The sequence below is a fragment of the Delftia sp. S65 genome (genome assembly GCF_016516495.1).
GTDB lineage: Bacteria > Pseudomonadota > Gammaproteobacteria > Burkholderiales > Burkholderiaceae_C > Comamonas > Comamonas acidovorans.
Window position 1 is genome coordinate 1 of the sequence record NZ_JACVUR010000032.1, and the last position, 15,829, is coordinate 15,829.

Annotated in this window: 11 protein-coding genes; 4 read left to right on the forward strand and 7 right to left on the reverse strand. The window is 69.3% G+C overall.

Going from position 1 to position 15,829, the window contains the following annotated elements:
* Positions 1 to 1,937, forward strand: a 1,937-nt coding sequence (acnA, locus tag IAE24_RS21615; RefSeq protein WP_200016386.1) for an aconitate hydratase AcnA, incomplete at its 5' end; no start/stop codon positions are given.
* Here the strand turns inward: acnA and IAE24_RS21620 are convergent.
* Both IAE24_RS21620 and IAE24_RS21625 read right to left on the reverse strand, forming a co-directional pair.
* Positions 1,925 to 2,839: a LysR family transcriptional regulator gene (locus tag IAE24_RS21620; RefSeq protein WP_141835693.1), complete on the reverse strand. Its 915-nt coding sequence runs from the start codon at positions 2,837 to 2,839 to the stop codon at positions 1,925 to 1,927. The two genes, acnA and IAE24_RS21620, sit on opposite strands and share 13 nt — an antisense overlap.
* Before the next feature lie 144 nt (positions 2,840 to 2,983).
* A complete protein-coding gene (locus tag IAE24_RS21625; protein WP_199961945.1) occupies positions 2,984 to 3,550 on the reverse strand; it encodes a TetR/AcrR family transcriptional regulator in 567 nt (188 codons plus the stop codon).
* A gap of 136 nt (positions 3,551 to 3,686) precedes the next feature.
* Between IAE24_RS21625 and IAE24_RS21630 the strand changes: the two genes are divergently transcribed.
* Genes IAE24_RS21630 through IAE24_RS21640 form a run of 3 tightly spaced genes read left to right on the forward strand, consistent with a single transcriptional unit; the run spans position 3,687 to position 9,600 of the window.
* The gene (locus IAE24_RS21630; RefSeq protein WP_199961946.1) at positions 3,687 to 4,907 is read left to right on the forward strand and encodes an efflux RND transporter periplasmic adaptor subunit; all 1,221 of its coding nucleotides are present in this window, start codon (positions 3,687 to 3,689) and stop codon (positions 4,905 to 4,907) included.
* Positions 4,908 to 4,933: 26 nt separating this feature from the next.
* Entirely contained in the window at positions 4,934 to 8,089 is a 3,156-nt protein-coding gene (locus tag IAE24_RS21635) for a multidrug efflux RND transporter permease subunit (RefSeq protein ID WP_199961947.1), read from the forward strand.
* A 5-nt stretch (positions 8,090 to 8,094) separates the two neighbouring features.
* On the forward strand, positions 8,095 to 9,600 hold the full coding sequence (locus IAE24_RS21640) for an efflux transporter outer membrane subunit (protein WP_199961948.1): 1,506 nt from the start codon (positions 8,095 to 8,097) through the stop codon (positions 9,598 to 9,600).
* 24 nt (positions 9,601 to 9,624) lie between these two features.
* Here IAE24_RS21640 and IAE24_RS21645 read toward each other — a convergent pair whose 3' ends face one another.
* From IAE24_RS21645 to IAE24_RS21665, 5 genes are all read right to left on the reverse strand, one after another.
* Positions 9,625 to 10,302 (reverse strand): glutathione S-transferase family protein, encoded by a 678-nt coding sequence (locus IAE24_RS21645; RefSeq protein ID WP_233626361.1) that lies wholly within the window; start codon positions 10,300 to 10,302, stop codon positions 9,625 to 9,627.
* A gap of 58 nt (positions 10,303 to 10,360) precedes the next feature.
* Entirely contained in the window at positions 10,361 to 10,975 is a 615-nt protein-coding gene (gene dsbG, locus IAE24_RS21650; protein ID WP_199961949.1) for a thiol:disulfide interchange protein DsbG, read from the reverse strand.
* Positions 10,976 to 11,074: 99 nt separating this feature from the next.
* A complete protein-coding gene (locus IAE24_RS21655) occupies positions 11,075 to 13,606 on the reverse strand; it encodes a TonB-dependent siderophore receptor (RefSeq protein WP_199961950.1) in 2,532 nt (843 codons plus the stop codon).
* Positions 13,607 to 13,932: 326 nt separating this feature from the next.
* Positions 13,933 to 15,000 (reverse strand): FecR family protein, encoded by a 1,068-nt coding sequence (locus tag IAE24_RS21660; protein WP_047218756.1) that lies wholly within the window; start codon positions 14,998 to 15,000, stop codon positions 13,933 to 13,935.
* A complete protein-coding gene (locus tag IAE24_RS21665; protein WP_071957237.1) occupies positions 14,997 to 15,596 on the reverse strand; it encodes an RNA polymerase sigma factor in 600 nt (199 codons plus the stop codon). The genes IAE24_RS21660 and IAE24_RS21665 overlap by 4 nt, the downstream gene beginning before the upstream one ends.
* Positions 15,597 to 15,829: the final 233 nt, after the last annotated feature.

Sequence of the window (15,829 nt, forward strand, 5' to 3'; positions counted from 1 at the left end):
GGATGCGCCTGCCCGAGATCGTGGGCGTGCGCCTCACGGGCCGGCGCCAGGGCGGCATCACCGCCACCGACATCGTGCTGGCCCTGACCGAATTCCTGCGCCAGCAAAAGGTGGTGGGCGCCTATGTGGAATTCTTTGGCGAGGGGGCCGACAGCCTGAGCATCGGCGACCGCGCCACCATCTCCAACATGTGCCCCGAATACGGCGCCACGGCGGCCATGTTCTCCATTGATGACCAGACCCTGGCCTACCTGCGCCTGACCGGCCGCGACGAGGCCCAGGTGCGCCTGGTCGAAGCCTATGCGCGCACCGCAGGTTTCTGGAGCGACAGCCTGGCCGATGCGCAGTACGAGCGCGTGCTGCAGTTCGACCTGTCCACCGTGGTGCGCAACATGGCCGGCCCCTCGAATCCGCACCGGCGCCTGCCCACCTCGGCCCTGGCCGAGCGCGGCATTGCCGATGCGGCAAAACTGCAGGCTGCCCGCGCCCAGGAGCGTCAGGGCCTGATGCCCGATGGGGCCGTCATCATCGCCGCCATCACCAGCTGCACCAACACCAGCAACCCGCGCAATGTCATCGCCGCCGCCTTGCTGGCGCGCAATGCCAATCGCCTGGGTCTCACGCGCAAGCCCTGGGTCAAATCCTCGCTGGCGCCGGGCTCCAAGGCCGTGGAGCTGTACCTGAAGGAGGCCGGGCTGCTCACCGAGCTGGAGCAGCTGGGCTTTGGCATCGTCGCCTTTGCCTGCACCACCTGCAACGGCATGAGCGGCGCGCTGGACCCCAGGATCCAGCAGGAAATCGTCGAGCGCGACCTCTACGCCACGGCCGTGCTCTCGGGCAACCGCAACTTCGACGGGCGCATCCATCCCCAGGCCAAACAGGCCTTCCTGGCCTCGCCGCCGCTGGTCGTGGCCTATGCGCTGGCGGGCACGGTGCGCTTTGACATCGAGCAGGATGTGCTGGGCGTGGTGGAAGGCCGCGAGATCCGCCTCAAGGACCTGTGGCCCGCCGACGAGGAGATCGACGCCATCGTCGAGCAAGCGGTCAAACCTGCGCAATTCCGCACCGTCTACGACCCCATGTTCGCCATCCGCAAGGACGATGGAGACAAAGCCTCGCCCCAGTACGACTGGCGCCCCCAGTCCACCTACATCCGCCGCCCGCCGTACTGGGATACCGAAGGCGTGGGCGCGCTGGCGGCCTTCCCGCGCACGCTGCGCAACATGCGGCCGCTGGCGCTGCTGCCCGACAACATCACCACCGACCACCTGTCGCCCTCCAACGCCATCCTGGCCGACAGCGCCGCGGGCGAATACCTGGCGCGCATGGGCCTGCCCGAGGAAGACTTCAATTCCTACGCCACCCACCGCGGCGACCACCTGACCGCCATGCGCGCCACCTTCGCCAACCCGCAGCTGGTCAACGAAATGGCCGTCATCGACGGCGTGCAGCACAAGGGCCCGCTGGCGCGCATCGAGCCCGAAGGCCGCGTGGTGCGCATGTGGGAGGCCATGGAAACCTATCTGAACCGCCGCCAGCCGCTGATCATCATCGCGGGCGCCGACTACGGCCAGGGCAGCTCACGCGACTGGGCCGCCAAGGGAGTGCGCCTGGCCGGGGTCGAGGCGGTGGTGGCCGAAGGCTTCGAGCGCATCCACCGGACCAACCTCATCGGCATGGGCGTGCTGCCGCTGCAGTTCCTGCCGGGCACCGACCGCAAGACCCTGTCCCTGGACGGCACGGAGATCTATGGCGTGGAGGGCGAGCGCACGCCACAGGCACAACTGACGCTGGTGATTGAACGAAGAAGTGGCCAGACGCTGCGCGTGCCGGTGACCTGCCGGCTGGACACGGCCGAGGAGGTATCGGTCTACGAAGCGGGCGGCGTGCTGCAGCGGTTTGCCCAGGACTTCCTGGCGCAGGCTCAGGCAGCCTGAGCAGGGGGCGTGCCGGCGGCCAGCGGCTGGCGCGCCAGCTCGATGAAAGCCTGCAGATAGTCGGTCTGCAGGTCCGCCACGCGCGCGCCCAGGAAGATCTGCTTGGCAATGCCCTTGGCGCCCAGGCGCACGGGCACCACGTCCAGCTTGCCCGCGTACTCCTGCACCAGCCAGCGCGGCAGGGCCGCCACGCCCCGGCCGCTGGCCACCATCTGCATCATGATGTCCGTGGTCTCTATGGCCTTCTGGCGGCGCGGCGTGATGCCGGCCGGCATGAGGAACTGGTTGTAGATGTCCAGCCGGTCCATGGGAACGGGATAGGTGATCAGCACCTCGGGCGCGAGCTGGGCGGCCTCCACGAAATCGGCCCCTGCCAGCGCATGCGCACTGGAGACCACCAGCACCTGCTCGTAGTCGAACACGGGCACGAACTCCAGGCCCGTCTTGAACAGCGGATCGGGCGTGACCAGCAGGTCGATCTCGTAGCCGAACAGCGCGCCGATACCGCCGAACTGGAATTTCTGCTTCACATCCACATCCACATCGGGCCAGCTCGCCAGATAGGGCGCGACGATCTTGAGCAGCCACTGGTAGCAGGGATGGCACTCCATGCCGATGCGCAGCGCGCCGCGCTCGCCCTGGGCGAACTGGCGCAGCCGCTCCTCGGCCAGGTCCAGCTGGGGCAGCACGCGCTGGGCCACGGCCAGCAGGTACTGGCCGGCCTGCGTCAGGCGCAGGCTGCGGCCTTCGCGCAGCCAGATGTCCGTGCCCAGCTGCTGCTCCAGCTTCTTCATGCTGTGGCTCAGCGCCGACTGCGTCACGCACAGCACGCCGGCCGCCGCCGTCAGCGAGCCCTGTTTTTCGACTTCACGGACGATGGCGAGGTGGGTGCGTTCCAACATGTTGGTGAGAAAAATTCATGGATTTTTGAACTAGAAAAATTCTAGTTCATTGATGCGAATCCATTCCATGGCTGCCTTCATCGATTGAAAGCAGTGCATGACCAACATTCATCACCTCGGTTTCCCCCATCGGCGCCCTGCGCGCTACGCGGCTGGTGCGCCGGGCTGCAGGGCGCCGTGCAGGAAGGCCTGCTCCATCACGGCCGCCACGCTGGCCCGCGCAACACGGCCGCGCCGTTCCGCATCCAGCAGGCCCACGGCCATGGAAAGCCACAGCTCGGTCATGGCCGCGGCCGTGATGTCGATGCGGAACACGCCGGCCTGCTGGCCGCGCAGGAAAAAGGCATCCATGGCCGCCACCCATTCGCTCTCTATCTGGCCGACCACCGAGATGTCGGAGCGCCAGAAATACATCAGGAACAGCAGCAGCGTCTGGTGGTCCTGGCAGTGGGCGGTGAGGCGGCGCAGCGCCACCAGCGGCGCGTGGCGCTCCAGTTCGGCCGCGTGCATGGCGCGCGACAGGGTGTCGGCCGCATGCCCTATGAGCCGGTCGATGAGCTGGTCGCGCGTGGGGCAGAAGCGGTAGAGCGTGGCCTTGCTGATGCCGATGGCGCGTGCCAGCTCCTGCAGATTGGCCTTGGGATCGTCCAGCAGCGCTAGTGCCAGTGCGCCCAGCAGCTTGCCTTCGTCCTCTTGCTTGGTGCTCGTCATCGCTTGTCATGCCTCCTTGGAAAGTGCATGGATTTTATCTGTTGATGTTTCAAATCATCAAATGAATCGATGTTGACTCATTTGATTCTGATATGTACCATCGCGGCCTTCGTATCGAATCAATCAGGTTGTGAAAATGAGCATGCGTCTGAACAAGCGACGTGGCCTGCCGCTGGCGGCCCTGGTGCTGGCCGCCCTGGCAACGGGCTGCGGCCGCAACGAGGCTCCGGCCGCAGCGGGTGACGCGCTGCCGGTGGTGCAGGCCGTCACCGTGCAGCCCGCGCCGCTGGCCCTGTCCAGCGAGCTGCCGGGCCGTATCGAGCCCGTGCGCGTGGCCGAGGTGCGTGCGCGGGTGGCCGGCATCGTGCTGCGCCGCCATTTCGAGGAAGGTGCCGACGTCCGGGCCGGCCAGGTGCTGTTCCAGATCGACCCGGCGCCCCTGCGCGCCGCGCTGTCCCGCGCCCAGGGCCAGCTGGCCAGCGCCGAGGCGGCCCTGCTCGATGCGCGTGCCGTGGTCGGCCGCAACGCGCCGCTGGTGGCGCAGGAGGCGGTCAGCCGCCAGGACTTCGAGGCCATGCAGGCCCGCCTGCAGGCGGCCCAGGCCGCGCGGCAGTCCGCCCAGGCCGAGGTGCAGGCGGCCGCCCTGAACCTGGAATACGCCACGGTCAGGGCGCCGATCGCGGGTCGCATCGGCCGTGCGCTGGTCACCGAGGGCGCCCTGGTGGGCCAGGGCGAGGCCACGCCCATGGCGCTGGTCCAGCAGCTCGACCCGGTCTATGCCGACTTCCAGCAGCCCGTGGCCGAAGCCCAGCGCCTGCGCGCGGCCCTGGCCGAGGGCCGCCTGGCACAGACAGCGGGCAAGGACGGCACGCCGGTCTCCCTGAAGGTGGACGGCACGGGCCTGCAGCGCACGGGGCGGCTGATGTTCTCGGATGTGACGGTGGACCGCGGCACGGGCCAGATGGCGCTGCGCGGGCGCTTCGACAACCGCGACGGCATGCTGCTGCCCGGCATGTATGTGCGCGTGACCGTGGGCCAGGGCGTGGACCCTGCCGCCATCCTGGTGCCGCAGCGGGCCGTGCAGCGCAGCACCGACGGGCAGGCCCACGTGCTGGTGGTGGACGGCCAGGACACGCTGCAGATGCGCCCCGTGCAGACCGCGGCCATGCATGGCGCGCAGTGGCAGATCAGCGCAGGCCTCAAGGGCGGCGAGCGCGTGGTGGTGGGCCGCATGGCGGGCCTGCAGCCCGGGGCGCGGGTTCAGGTCACGGCCCTTTCCGATGCCGCGGCCTCCCCTACGGCGGGGCTGTCCGGCACCTTCAGCGCCTCCGGCAGCTCCGCCACGTCCAGCGACTGAGCCGGCGCCTGCCCAAGGAATAGACCATGTCCAAGTTCTTCATCAACCGCCCCAACTTCGCCTGGGTGGTGGCCATCTTCATCATGCTCGCCGGGCTGCTGGCCATACCGGCGCTGCCCGTCTCCCAGTTTCCCAACGTGGCGCCGCCGCAGATCTCGATCACCGCCAACTATCCGGGCGCCTCCGCCACCACGGTGATGGAGTCGGTGACCAGCGTTATCGAGGAGGAGCTCAACGGCACCAAGGGGCTGCTGTACTTCGACTCCTCCAGCGGCTCCACGGGCCTGGCCGAGATCACGGCCACCTTCGCCCCGGGCACCGAGCCCGCGCTGGCCCAGGTGGAGGTGCAAAACCGCATCAAAAAGGCCGAGGCGCGCCTGCCCGCGTCCGTGATGCAGATGGGCCTGCAGGTCGAGCAGGCCAGCGCCAACTTCCTGATGATCTACTCGCTGACCTACAAGGACGGCAGCGGCGGCAGCGGCAACAGCGAGGTGGCCCTGTCCGACTACGCCGTGCGCAACATCAACAACGAGATCCGCCGCGTGCCCGGCGTGGGCAAGGTGCAGTTCTTCGCGGCCGATGTGGCCATGCGCGTGTGGGTCGATCCGGGCAAGCTGCTGGGCTACGGCCTGTCGGTGGCGGACGTGAACGCGGCCATCGCCGCCCAGAACGCGCAGGTGCCGGCCGGCAGCTTTGGCGCCTCGCCCGCAGGGCCCGGCCAGGAGCTGAGCGCCACCATTGCCGTCAAGGGCACGCTGGCCTCGCCCGAGGAGTTCGGCCAGATCGTGCTGCGTGCCAGGGCCGATGGCTCGGCCGTGCGCCTGGCCGATGTGGCGCGGCTGGAGGTCGGCCAGCTGGACTACAGCTTTTCCTCGCGCGAGGACGGCCGCCAGGGCGTGGCCGCCGCCGTGCAGCTGGCGCCCGGGGCCAACGCCATGCAGACGGCCAAGGCCGTCAAGGCGCGCCTGGCCGAGCTGTCGCAGAACTTCCCTGCCGGCATCCAGTACGCCGTGCCCTATGACACCTCGCGCTTCGTGGAAGTGGCCATCGGCAAGGTCATCCAGACCCTGGTGGAGGCCGTGGCGCTGGTGTTCCTGGTGATGTGGCTGTTCCTGCAGAACCTGCGCTACACGCTGATTCCCACCATCGTCGTGCCCGTCTGCCTGGCCGGCACCCTGGGCGTGATGTATGCGCTGGGCTTTTCGGTGAACATGATGACCATGTTCGGCATGGTGCTGGCCATCGGCATCCTGGTGGACGACGCCATCGTGGTGGTGGAAAACGTGGAGCGCCTCATGGCCGAGGAGGGGCTGTCGCCTCTGGCCGCCACGGTCAAGGCCATGCAGCAGGTCTCGGGCGCCATCGTCGGCATCACCCTGGTGCTGGTGGCGGTGTTCCTGCCGCTGGCCTTCATGAGCGGCTCGGTGGGCGTGATCTACCGGCAGTTCTCGCTGTCGCTGGCCGTGTCCATCCTGTTCTCGGGCCTGCTGGCGCTGACCTTCACGCCGGCGCTGTGCGCCACGCTGCTCAAGCCCGTTGCCAAGGGCCACCACGCCGAGCGCAAGGGCTTCTTCGGCTGGTTCAACCGCCGCTTCGCGGCGCTGACCGAGCGCTTCGACCTGCTCAACCAGCGGCTGGTGCGCCGCGCCGGGCGCTGCATGCTGGTGTATGCCGCCATCGTGGCCGGGCTGGGCGTGGCGTACACGCGCATGCCCGAATCCTTCGTGCCCTACGAGGACATGGGCTACTACATCGTCGGCGTGCAGCTGCCGCCGGGCGCCACCACGGAGCGCACCAAGGCCATGGTCAAGGACATGGAGGACTACATCCAGGGCCGCCCCGCCACGGCCCAGGCGGAGTTCCTGATGGGCTACAGCTTCTCGGGCATGGGGCAGAACGCGGCCCTGGCCTTCGTCACGCTCAAGGACTGGTCGGTGCGCGGCGCCGGGCAGGCGTCGTGGGACGAGGTGCAGGCCTTCAACCAGCGCTTTGCCCGCCTGTCCGACGGCACCGTCATGGCCGTGGACCCGCCGCCCATCGACGGCCTGGGCAACTCCGGCGGCTTTGCGCTGCGCCTGCAGGACCGCGCCAACCTGGGCCGCGAGGCGCTGATCGCCGCGCGCGACCAGCTGCTGGCCAAGGCCAATGCCTCGCCCATCATTGCCTACGCCATGATGGAAAACCTGGAGGATGCGCCCCAGCTGCGGCTGGACATTGACCGGCGCAAGGCGCAGGCCCAGGGCGTGGATTTCAGCGCCATCAACACCGCCCTGTCCACGGCCTACGGCTCGGCCGTGATCAACGAGTTCCCCAACGCCGGCCGCCTGCAGCGCGTGGTGGTGCAGGCCGAGGCGCAGGCCCGCGCGCGGCCCGAGGACATCCTGCGCCTGCATGTGCCCAATGCCAGCGGGCAGCAGGTGCCGCTGTCGGCCTTTGCCTCGGTGCGCTGGGAAAGCGGGCCGGTGCAGATCTCGCGCTACAACGGCTATCCGGCCTTCCGCATCTCGGGCGATGCCAGGCCCGGCCACACCACGGGCGAGGCCATGGCCGAGCTGGAACGCATCATGGCCGAGATGCCGCGCGGCATAGGCTACGAGTGGACGGCCCTGTCCTTCCAGGAGAAAGCCGCCGGTGCCCAGGCGCCCAAGCTGTTCGCGCTGGCCATCGTGGTGGTGTTCCTGCTGCTCGTGGCCCTGTACGAGAGCTGGAGCATTCCCGCCGCCGTGATGCTGATCGTGCCCATAGGCGCGCTGGGATCGGTGCTTGCCACCTCGGCCGTGGGCCTGTCCAACGACGTGTACTTCAAGGTGGGCCTGATCACCATCATCGGCCTGGCGGCCAAGAACGCCATCCTGATCGTGGAGTTCGCCAAGGACCTGCATGCGCAGGGGTACAGCCTGGCGCAGGCCGCGCTGCAGGCGGCGCGGCTGCGCTTTCGGCCCATCGTCATGACCTCGCTGGCCTTCATCCTGGGCGTGGTGCCGCTGGCGCTGGCCTCGGGCGCGGGCGCCTCCAGCCAGGCCGCCATCGGCTTCGGCGTGATCGGCGGCATGCTGTCGGCCACGCTGCTGGGGGTGGTCTTCGTTCCCGTCTTCTTCGTCTGGGTGCTGTCCCTGTTCCGGCGCAAGGCGCCGGCCGGCACCCCGCCTGCCTTGCAGGCCCCGGCAACCTCCACGGAGTAAGCGCCATGTCCATGCACTTCTTCCCACGCGCCCTGTGTGCGCTGGCCGCCAGCCTGGTGCTGGCGGGCTGCTCCCTCGCCCCGGTCCACCAGCGTCCGCAGGCGCCCATTCCCACGCAGTGGCCGCAGCAGGATGCGGCGCCCGTGCTGTCCTCGTCGGCGGCCACGCTGGACTGGAACAGCTTCATCGCCGACCGCCAGCTGCGCCAGCTGGTGGACCTGGCCCAGGCCCACAACCGCGATCTGCGCCAGACCCTGCTCAACGTGGAGGCGGCACGCGCCCTGTACCAGGTGCAGCGCGCCGACCGCCTGCCGGGCGTGGGCCTGCAGGGCGGCGGCACGCGCCAGCGCCTGCCGGGCGACATGAATGCCACGGGCCAGCCGCAGGTGCAGGGCAGCTGGCAGGCCGGCTTGGGGCTGGCCGCCTTCGAGCTGGACCTGTTCGGCCGCGTGCGCAACCTGTCCGAAGCCGCCCTGGGCGAGTACCTGGCCACCGAAGAGGCCGCGCGCGCGGCCCGCATCAGCCTGGGTGCCGAAGTGGTGCAGGCCTACCTGTCCCGCGACGGGGCCCTGCGCCGGCTGCAACTGGCGCAGCGCACGCTGCAAAGCCGTGAATCCTCGCTGCGCCTGACCGCGCAGCGGCGCCAGGCGGGCACGGCCACCGCCCTGGATCACCAGGATGCCCTGGGCCTGGCCGCCCAGGCCCGCGCCGACGTGGAGCGCAGCGAACGCGAGCTGCGCCAGGCCGGCAACGCCCTGCTGCTGCTGACGGGCGTGGAGGATCTGGGGCCGTACCTGTCCGCACAGTCCGCACGGTCTGCACAGGCCGCGGGGTCTGCACAGTCGACAAAGTCGTCCGACCTGCCCATGCTGCTGCAGGACCTGTCGGCCGGCACGCCTTCCGAACTGCTCATCCACCGCCCGGACATCCAGGCGGCCGAGCACCGGCTGCGTGCGCGCAGCGCGGACATTGGTGCGGCGCGCGCGGCCTTCTTCCCGCGCATCTCGCTCACCGGCTTCCTGGGATCGTCCAGCGCCGATCTGTCCGACCTGTTCCGCTCGGGCCAGCGCGCCTGGTCGTTCACTCCCCAGGTCACGCTGCCCCTCTTCGACGGGGGGCGCAACCGCGCCAACCTCGACCTGGCCGTGCTGCGCAAGGACATGGCCGTGGCCGCCTACGAGCAGGCCATCCAGACCGCCTTCCGCGAAGTGGCCGACGCCCTGGCCGCCACCGACACGCTGCGCCGCGAGGAAGCCGCGCGCCTGGCGCTGCGCGACAGCAGCCGCGAAAGCCTGCGGCTGGCGCAGGCCCGTTACCAGGCGGGGGTGGACGACCATCTGCGCTACCTGGACGCACAGCGCAACGCCTTCGCCAATGAAAGCGCCTACATCGATACCGTGACCCAGCGGCAGCTGGCGCTGGCCCAGCTGTTCCGCGTGCTGGGCGGCAGCTGGACTGCGCCGCCGCCACCACCGCAGTCCCAGCCTGTGGCGGCCTTCCAGCAGCCCTGAGCACCGAGCAGCCCTGCGCCCCGGCTACGCCGCCTCCACCCGCGCGTTGTAGGCCGACAGGGTCCGCTGCCAGGCGGGCCGGGCCAGGCATCTGTCGCGGTAGGCCTCCACGGCGGGGCAGGGCGCGGTCAGCGTGCGGTCCGGGATGCAGGCGAGCACATGCGCCATCAGGATGTCGGCCACCGTGAATTCGTCGGTGGCAATGAAGCGGCGCCCGTCCAGCCAGCGCTCCAGGTTGCCCAGCATGCGATGCGCCCAGCCCACCAGGAATTCGCGGTGCTTGCCGCAGCTGCCATCGGCCGTCCAGTCCAGAACCATCAGGCTGAGCAGCGGCGGCTCCACCGTGTTCATGGCTGCAAAGCACCAGCGCAGCACCTGGGCCTCGCCGGTTGCATCGGAGGGCATCAGCCGGCCGCACTTCCTGGCCAGATGCAGCACGATGGCGGCCGACTCCGAAATCACCTGCCCGTCATCGTCCAGCGCCGGAATCTGCTCGAAGGGGCTGAGCCGGCGGTAGGCCTCGGTGTTCAGGTCGTGCGCGGGATGGTCCATGCCCGCGATCTCGAAGGGCAGCTGCATCTCTTCGAGTGCCCACAGCACGCGCAGATCGCGCGTGCGGCCGCGTGCGCCGGCATTGACCCTGGAAAAACCGTAGAGCTTGAGCATGGTGGCGTTCTCCGCAGTAGTGATCCTGCCGGCCATGCTACTCGCGGCTGCCGAGGTGCGGGCACCACCTGGCGTCCCGTTCACGGCAGCGCGTTCACAGCGCCCCGAACACCTCGGGCAAGGCGGCATCGCGCGGCATGCCGCCATAGCTCTTGGTGCCGCCCTGGCTGTCGATCACCACGATGCCCGGCGTGCCACGGAAGCCCAGGGACATCATCAGCTTGCGGTGGGCCTCCAGCGTCTTGCGCACGTCGGGGCTGACGCTGAAGGCGGGCGCTATGCCGCCCTGGGCGGACTTCTTCTCGTGCTCCGTCAGTGCGGCCGCTCGGTCCGGGGCCTGCAGGATGGCGGCGGCCTTGGCCGGGCTGTCGTCACGGATCACGCCCACCAGGATGTGGCGCAGCTGCACCTTGCCTGCGTCCACCCAGGGACGCGCGGCCTCCCAGAACTTGTGGCAGTACTTGCAGTTGGGGTCGGTGAAGGTATAGATCACGCGCGGCGCATCGGCCTTGCCGTCGGGTACCCAGGTGGAGGTCTCCAGCTGCGCCTGCACGGTGTCGCCCGCCGGCTTGGCGGCCTGGACCTGGGCCTGGACCTTGGCCTGTGGCGCCTGGGCCGTGGCAGGGCCTTCTGCGGCCGTGGCCCATCCCGCCGCCAGAAAGAGGCTGGCAGCCATGCCTGCAAAAAGGACGGTGCGTTGAAGATGCATGGGAACTCCTTGAAACGGTTGAATAGGGGGCAGCGGGTTTCGCAGGGTGGCTAGTCTATTGCCCGCACGTCCTGCCCGCCGCATCCCCCTGGCCGACCGTCAGAACGAGCCACGCAGCGTCAGCATCACATTGCGCGGATCGCCGTAGTGACTGCTGTTGAGCAGATTGCCCACGGAGACGTAGTAGGTCTTGTCGAACATGTTGTTGAAGTTCAGCGACGCTTCCCACTGGCGATTGATGCGATAGCGCACATAGCTGCTCCAGACCGCGCGGCCGGGCACATGCACGGCCACGGCGCCGACTTGGCGGTAGTTGGAGCTTTGGGCATTGACGCCGCCACCTATGGTGAAGGCATTCCACTCACCGGGCAGCTGGTAGGTGGTCCAGGCGCGCAGCAGGTGGCGCGGCGTGTAGGTGTTGAAGCTCTTGCCCTGGTTGTTCAGGTCCTGGGCGTACTTGTTGCTGTTGTAGGTGTAGCCCGTGAACAGCTTCCAGCCGCGCGCCAGCTCGCCGCTGACCTCGGCATCCAGCCCCTGGCTGGTGACCTTGCCGGTGTCGGTGTAGCAGTAGTAGCCGTCGCGGCAGGTGGGGCTGGTGCTCAGGTCCTCCTGGGCGCGGTGGTTCTGGTTCACGCGGTACAGCGCAAGCGACGTGTTCAGCCTGCCGTCCATCAGCTCGCCCTTGATGCCGACCTCGTAGGTGTCGCCCATGATGGGCTTGAGGTTCTCGCCGGCCGCGTTCAGCAGCGTCTGGGGCTTGAAGATGCTGGCGTAGCTGGCATAGGCGTTCCACTGCGGATTGATGGCGTAGATGGCGCCCGCGAACGGCATGAACCGGGTATTGCCCTGATGGGTGCTGTTGAAGCTGGGCACGCCGGCGCTGCGCAGGTAGGTGTCCCAGTCGCTCTTGTAGTTGCTCAGCCGTCCGCCCACCACCAGCTTGAGCGGATCGCTGACCTGCAGGCGCAGCGCGCCGTAGACACCGGCCTGCTGCACCATGGCCCTGCGTTGTTCGTTGAACACGGCTGCCAGGGCGGCATCGCTGGGCTCGGGAATGTGGGCGTTGGGCGCCGTCACATCGATGGGGTTGGCCGCCGTCAATGCGTTGTAGGTGGGGTTGGCGTGCGAGCGGCTGTAGGTGGCGCCCAGCACCAGCTCGTGCTGGCGGCCGAAGGCATCGATGTCGCCAGTCACGTGGGCATCCAGGCCGGAGGCGTTCATGCGCGCCTGGGTCATGGCCGCGATGTTGCCCCCCAGCATGGTGGAGGGATTGACCGCGCGCAGCGAGGCCGCGTACTTCATGTCCAGCTCCTCGCGCACGTGGATGGCCGAGACCTTGGCGCGCCAGCGGTCGTTGAACTGGTGAGACAGGTCTGCGTACAAGGCCTTGTTGCTGTTGTCCTGGCGGTTCCAGTCGGCGCCCAGGAAGGTGGAGCGCGGCAGGCCGATGTCGGCGCCCGTGGAGTAGCGCGGCAGGCCCGAGATGAAGGGCCGGCCCTTCATGCTCTCGATGCTGGCGCCCACGCTGACCTGCGTGTCGGCCGACAGCCGGTAGTCCAGCGTGCCGTACAGCGTGGTGTTCTTGCTGTTCACGTAGTCGATGAAGGAGTGCTCGTCCTGTCGGTCCAGCACGGCGCGGCCGCGCAGCGTGCCGTCCTGGTTGAGGGAGCCGCTGGCATCGATCTGCGCGCCATAGCGGTCCCAGGAGCCGGCCTTGGCCATGACGCTGACGCCTGGCTCGGTCAGGGGGCGCTTGCGCACCAGGTTGACGGCACCGCTGGGGTCGCCGCCGCCCTGCACCAGGCCCGTGGCGCCGCGCAGCACTTCCACGCGGTCATAGATGACCGAGCTGCCTGCGTAGTTGCTGGCGCGGCCGTACAGGCGCTCCACGGGAATGCCGTCGTACTGCATGCCCGTCACGTCCAGGCCGCGCGAATAGATGTACTTGCCGCCCTGCGGGCTTTGCAGCAGCGTGATGCCCGTGGTGCTGGCCAGGGCCTCGTAGACCGAGGTGATGTTCTGCTCCCTCATCAACTGGTCGGTGACCACGCTGACGGATTGGGGCGTGTCCTTGAGCGCCTGCTCGCTCTTGCCGATGCTCACGGCCCGCGCCGCATAGGCGCCCGTGCCTTCGGTGGCCGTGCTGCGCAGGGCCTGCGCGGTCACGTGGACCTCGCCCAGCGTCAGCGCGCCGGCCGCGGGCCGGGGTGCGGGCTTGAGCGTGAAGCCGCCGCTGCGCTCCGTGGCCACGGCCATGCCCGAGCCGCCCAGCAGCTGCTCCAGCGCCTGGCGTGGCGTGAACCGGCCCTTGACGGCCTGGGCGCTGCGCCCGGCCAGATCGGCCTCGTCGAACAGCACCTGCTGCCCGGACTGCTTGCCGAACGCACCCAGCGCCGTGGCCAGCGGCTGGGCCGCAATGTCGAACGGCAACTGCTGCGCACGCGCCTCCTGTGCCGGTACCTGCGCTTGCGATGGAACAGGCAGCGCCATCGCTGCCACCGCGCCGGCCACCAGCAGCGCCATGGCGCCCTGGCGTGCCGTGCACATCTGTGCTCCCGCTTGGTCGTGGCGCGTCTGCGCCGTCAGTCCCTGGCCCCCCAGGGCCCCTCTCAGTTGTCTTGCCCGCTTCACGTTTGAATCCTGCGTCATGTCTGCACGGCGCCCATGCGCCCCATCGCACCGTGCGCGCAGGCCCGGGCCCTTGCCCGGCATACCCACCAGTCCATGCCGGCCCGGCCACCAGGCCCAGCCCGCCGGTCTGCGCGCGCGGCGCACCGCGTTTGCGGCCGTTGGCTGGGGGGCGAAGTCCTGCTTCGGCCCTGCTGGCTGGCAGCCGAGGGAGTGCCGGAAAAATCCGGTCCCTATCTGTTCAAGACGAGGTTTTGGCGAAGACCACGAACCTGTGTCGCTGTGGTTGTTTGAAACAATTTGTAAACAGAGTGGTTTCGCCGGTCGGCTCAGCGCCTGGCAATCAGCCATCCGCCCGAGGCCTGCCTTCGCACGCGCACGGGAATCAGGTCCGGCAGCAGCTCGATGAAGGGCTCGGGCGCGGCCGTGGAGAAAAACGCCGACACGGGCAGGCTGCCCAGCTCCTCGGAAGCCAGCACCACGGGCTGGCCCAGGTAGCGCGACAGCTCCCGGGCCACCTCGTCCAGCGGCGTGCGCCTGAACCGCAGCTGCCCGGTGCGCCAGTCGCCCACCGTGTCCGCAGGCGCGGCCACCGTGTCATGGCCGCCCGTCACGGGGTCGATGGACACGCCGCTTGCCGGGCCCAGCAGCATCACCGGCCCGTCTGCGGCATCGCGGTCGGCGCGCACCTCGACCTTGCCGCGCAGCACCTTCACCACCAGGCGCGGCGGCGCAGCCCGCACGTTGAAGGCCGTGCCCACCACCTTCACGCGGCTGCGGCCCGAGTCCACGGTGAAGGGCCGCGATGCATCCGGCGCCACCTCGAAGAAGGCCTCGCCGCTGTCCAGCACCACCTCGCGGCGGCGCGGGTAGTAGCGCACCTGCAGCGTGCTGCTGAAATTCACAGTCACATGGCTGCCATCGGGCAGGTCCACCTCGCGCGTTTCGCCCGGCCCGGTCGCCATCTGCAGCGTGTAGCGCGCCGTGTTGTCCCAGGTATGCCAGCCGCCCACCAGCAGGGCGCAGCACAGGGCAACGCCTGCCGTGGCGAAGGCGGCCCGCCAGCGGCCAGGCCAGGTCTGCATGGCAGACGGCGCTGTGCGCCGACGCGCAGGCTCATGGGCCGGCGGGCGCTGTGCCTTTACCTGCTTCTGTGCCTGTGCCTGTGCCTGTGCCTGCACGCGCTCCTGCTGCAGCTGGCCGAACAGCTGGCGCGTGCGGCCCATGCTGTCGAAGATCTCGCGGTGAAAGGGGTCCGCCTGCAGCCAGGCGTCCAGCGCGCGCTCGTCCGCGCCCGTCCAGCCCGCCGTCTGGCGGCGCGTGAACCACTGGGCGGCGGCTTCGTGCAGGTCCACCAGCGTGTCTGGCGCCATTCCTGGGGGCGGTGTCTTGTTCATGGCGTGGGGCCGCGTCCTGGGGCGTGTTCGGAAGGGGCTGCGGCATTGGTGCGCAGGCGCTGCATCTGTTCCAGGCTCCCGTATTGCAACCGCAGTTCGCAGTAGGCGTAGGCCCGGCTCACATGCCTGGACACCATGCGCAGCGAGATGTCCATGCGCTGCGCCACTTCCTCCTGCGTGAATCCTTCCATGATGTGCAGCGTGAAGGCCTCGCGCTGGCGCTCGGGCAGCTCGCCCAGCGCATCGTCCAGGCGGGCCAGGTACTGGCGGTTCTGGGCCTGGCGCACGGGGTCATGGCTGTCATCGGCCGCCAGGCCCTGCAGTTCATCACCGCAGTTGTCGGCCGACACCGTGGCCAGGGCCTGGGCCCCGCCCTGCCGGCGCCACTGGTCCACGGCGAGATTGCTGGCGGCGCGGCTCAGGTAGGCCTGCTCCTTGCCCTCTTCGGGCAGGCGGCCCGAGGCCGCCATCTGAGTGAACACCTGCTGGGCCGTGTCCTCGGCCTGCGCTCGGCTGCCCAGGCGCCCCTGCAGCAGCCGCACCAGCGGCTGGCGCCAGCGCGCATACAGCGCGGCCAGTGCGGAGGGTGGTGCCATGCCGCCCTGCGTGGCGAAGGGGTCCCGTTTCACGGCCGCCGCCCCGCATCAGGCAGCCATGGCGCGGCCACCCGGGGCAGGGCGCGGGCGGCGGTCAGGCAGGCGGTGGTCGGGGAGGGCAGGGGCACGGCGCGCGGCAGCTTGCCAGCGGTCCGGAGCGGCTGCCGGGCCTGGGCTGGCTGAAAACAGCGGCGATTGTACTGAGATTGATTCTCATTGGCGCGGGTGCGGGG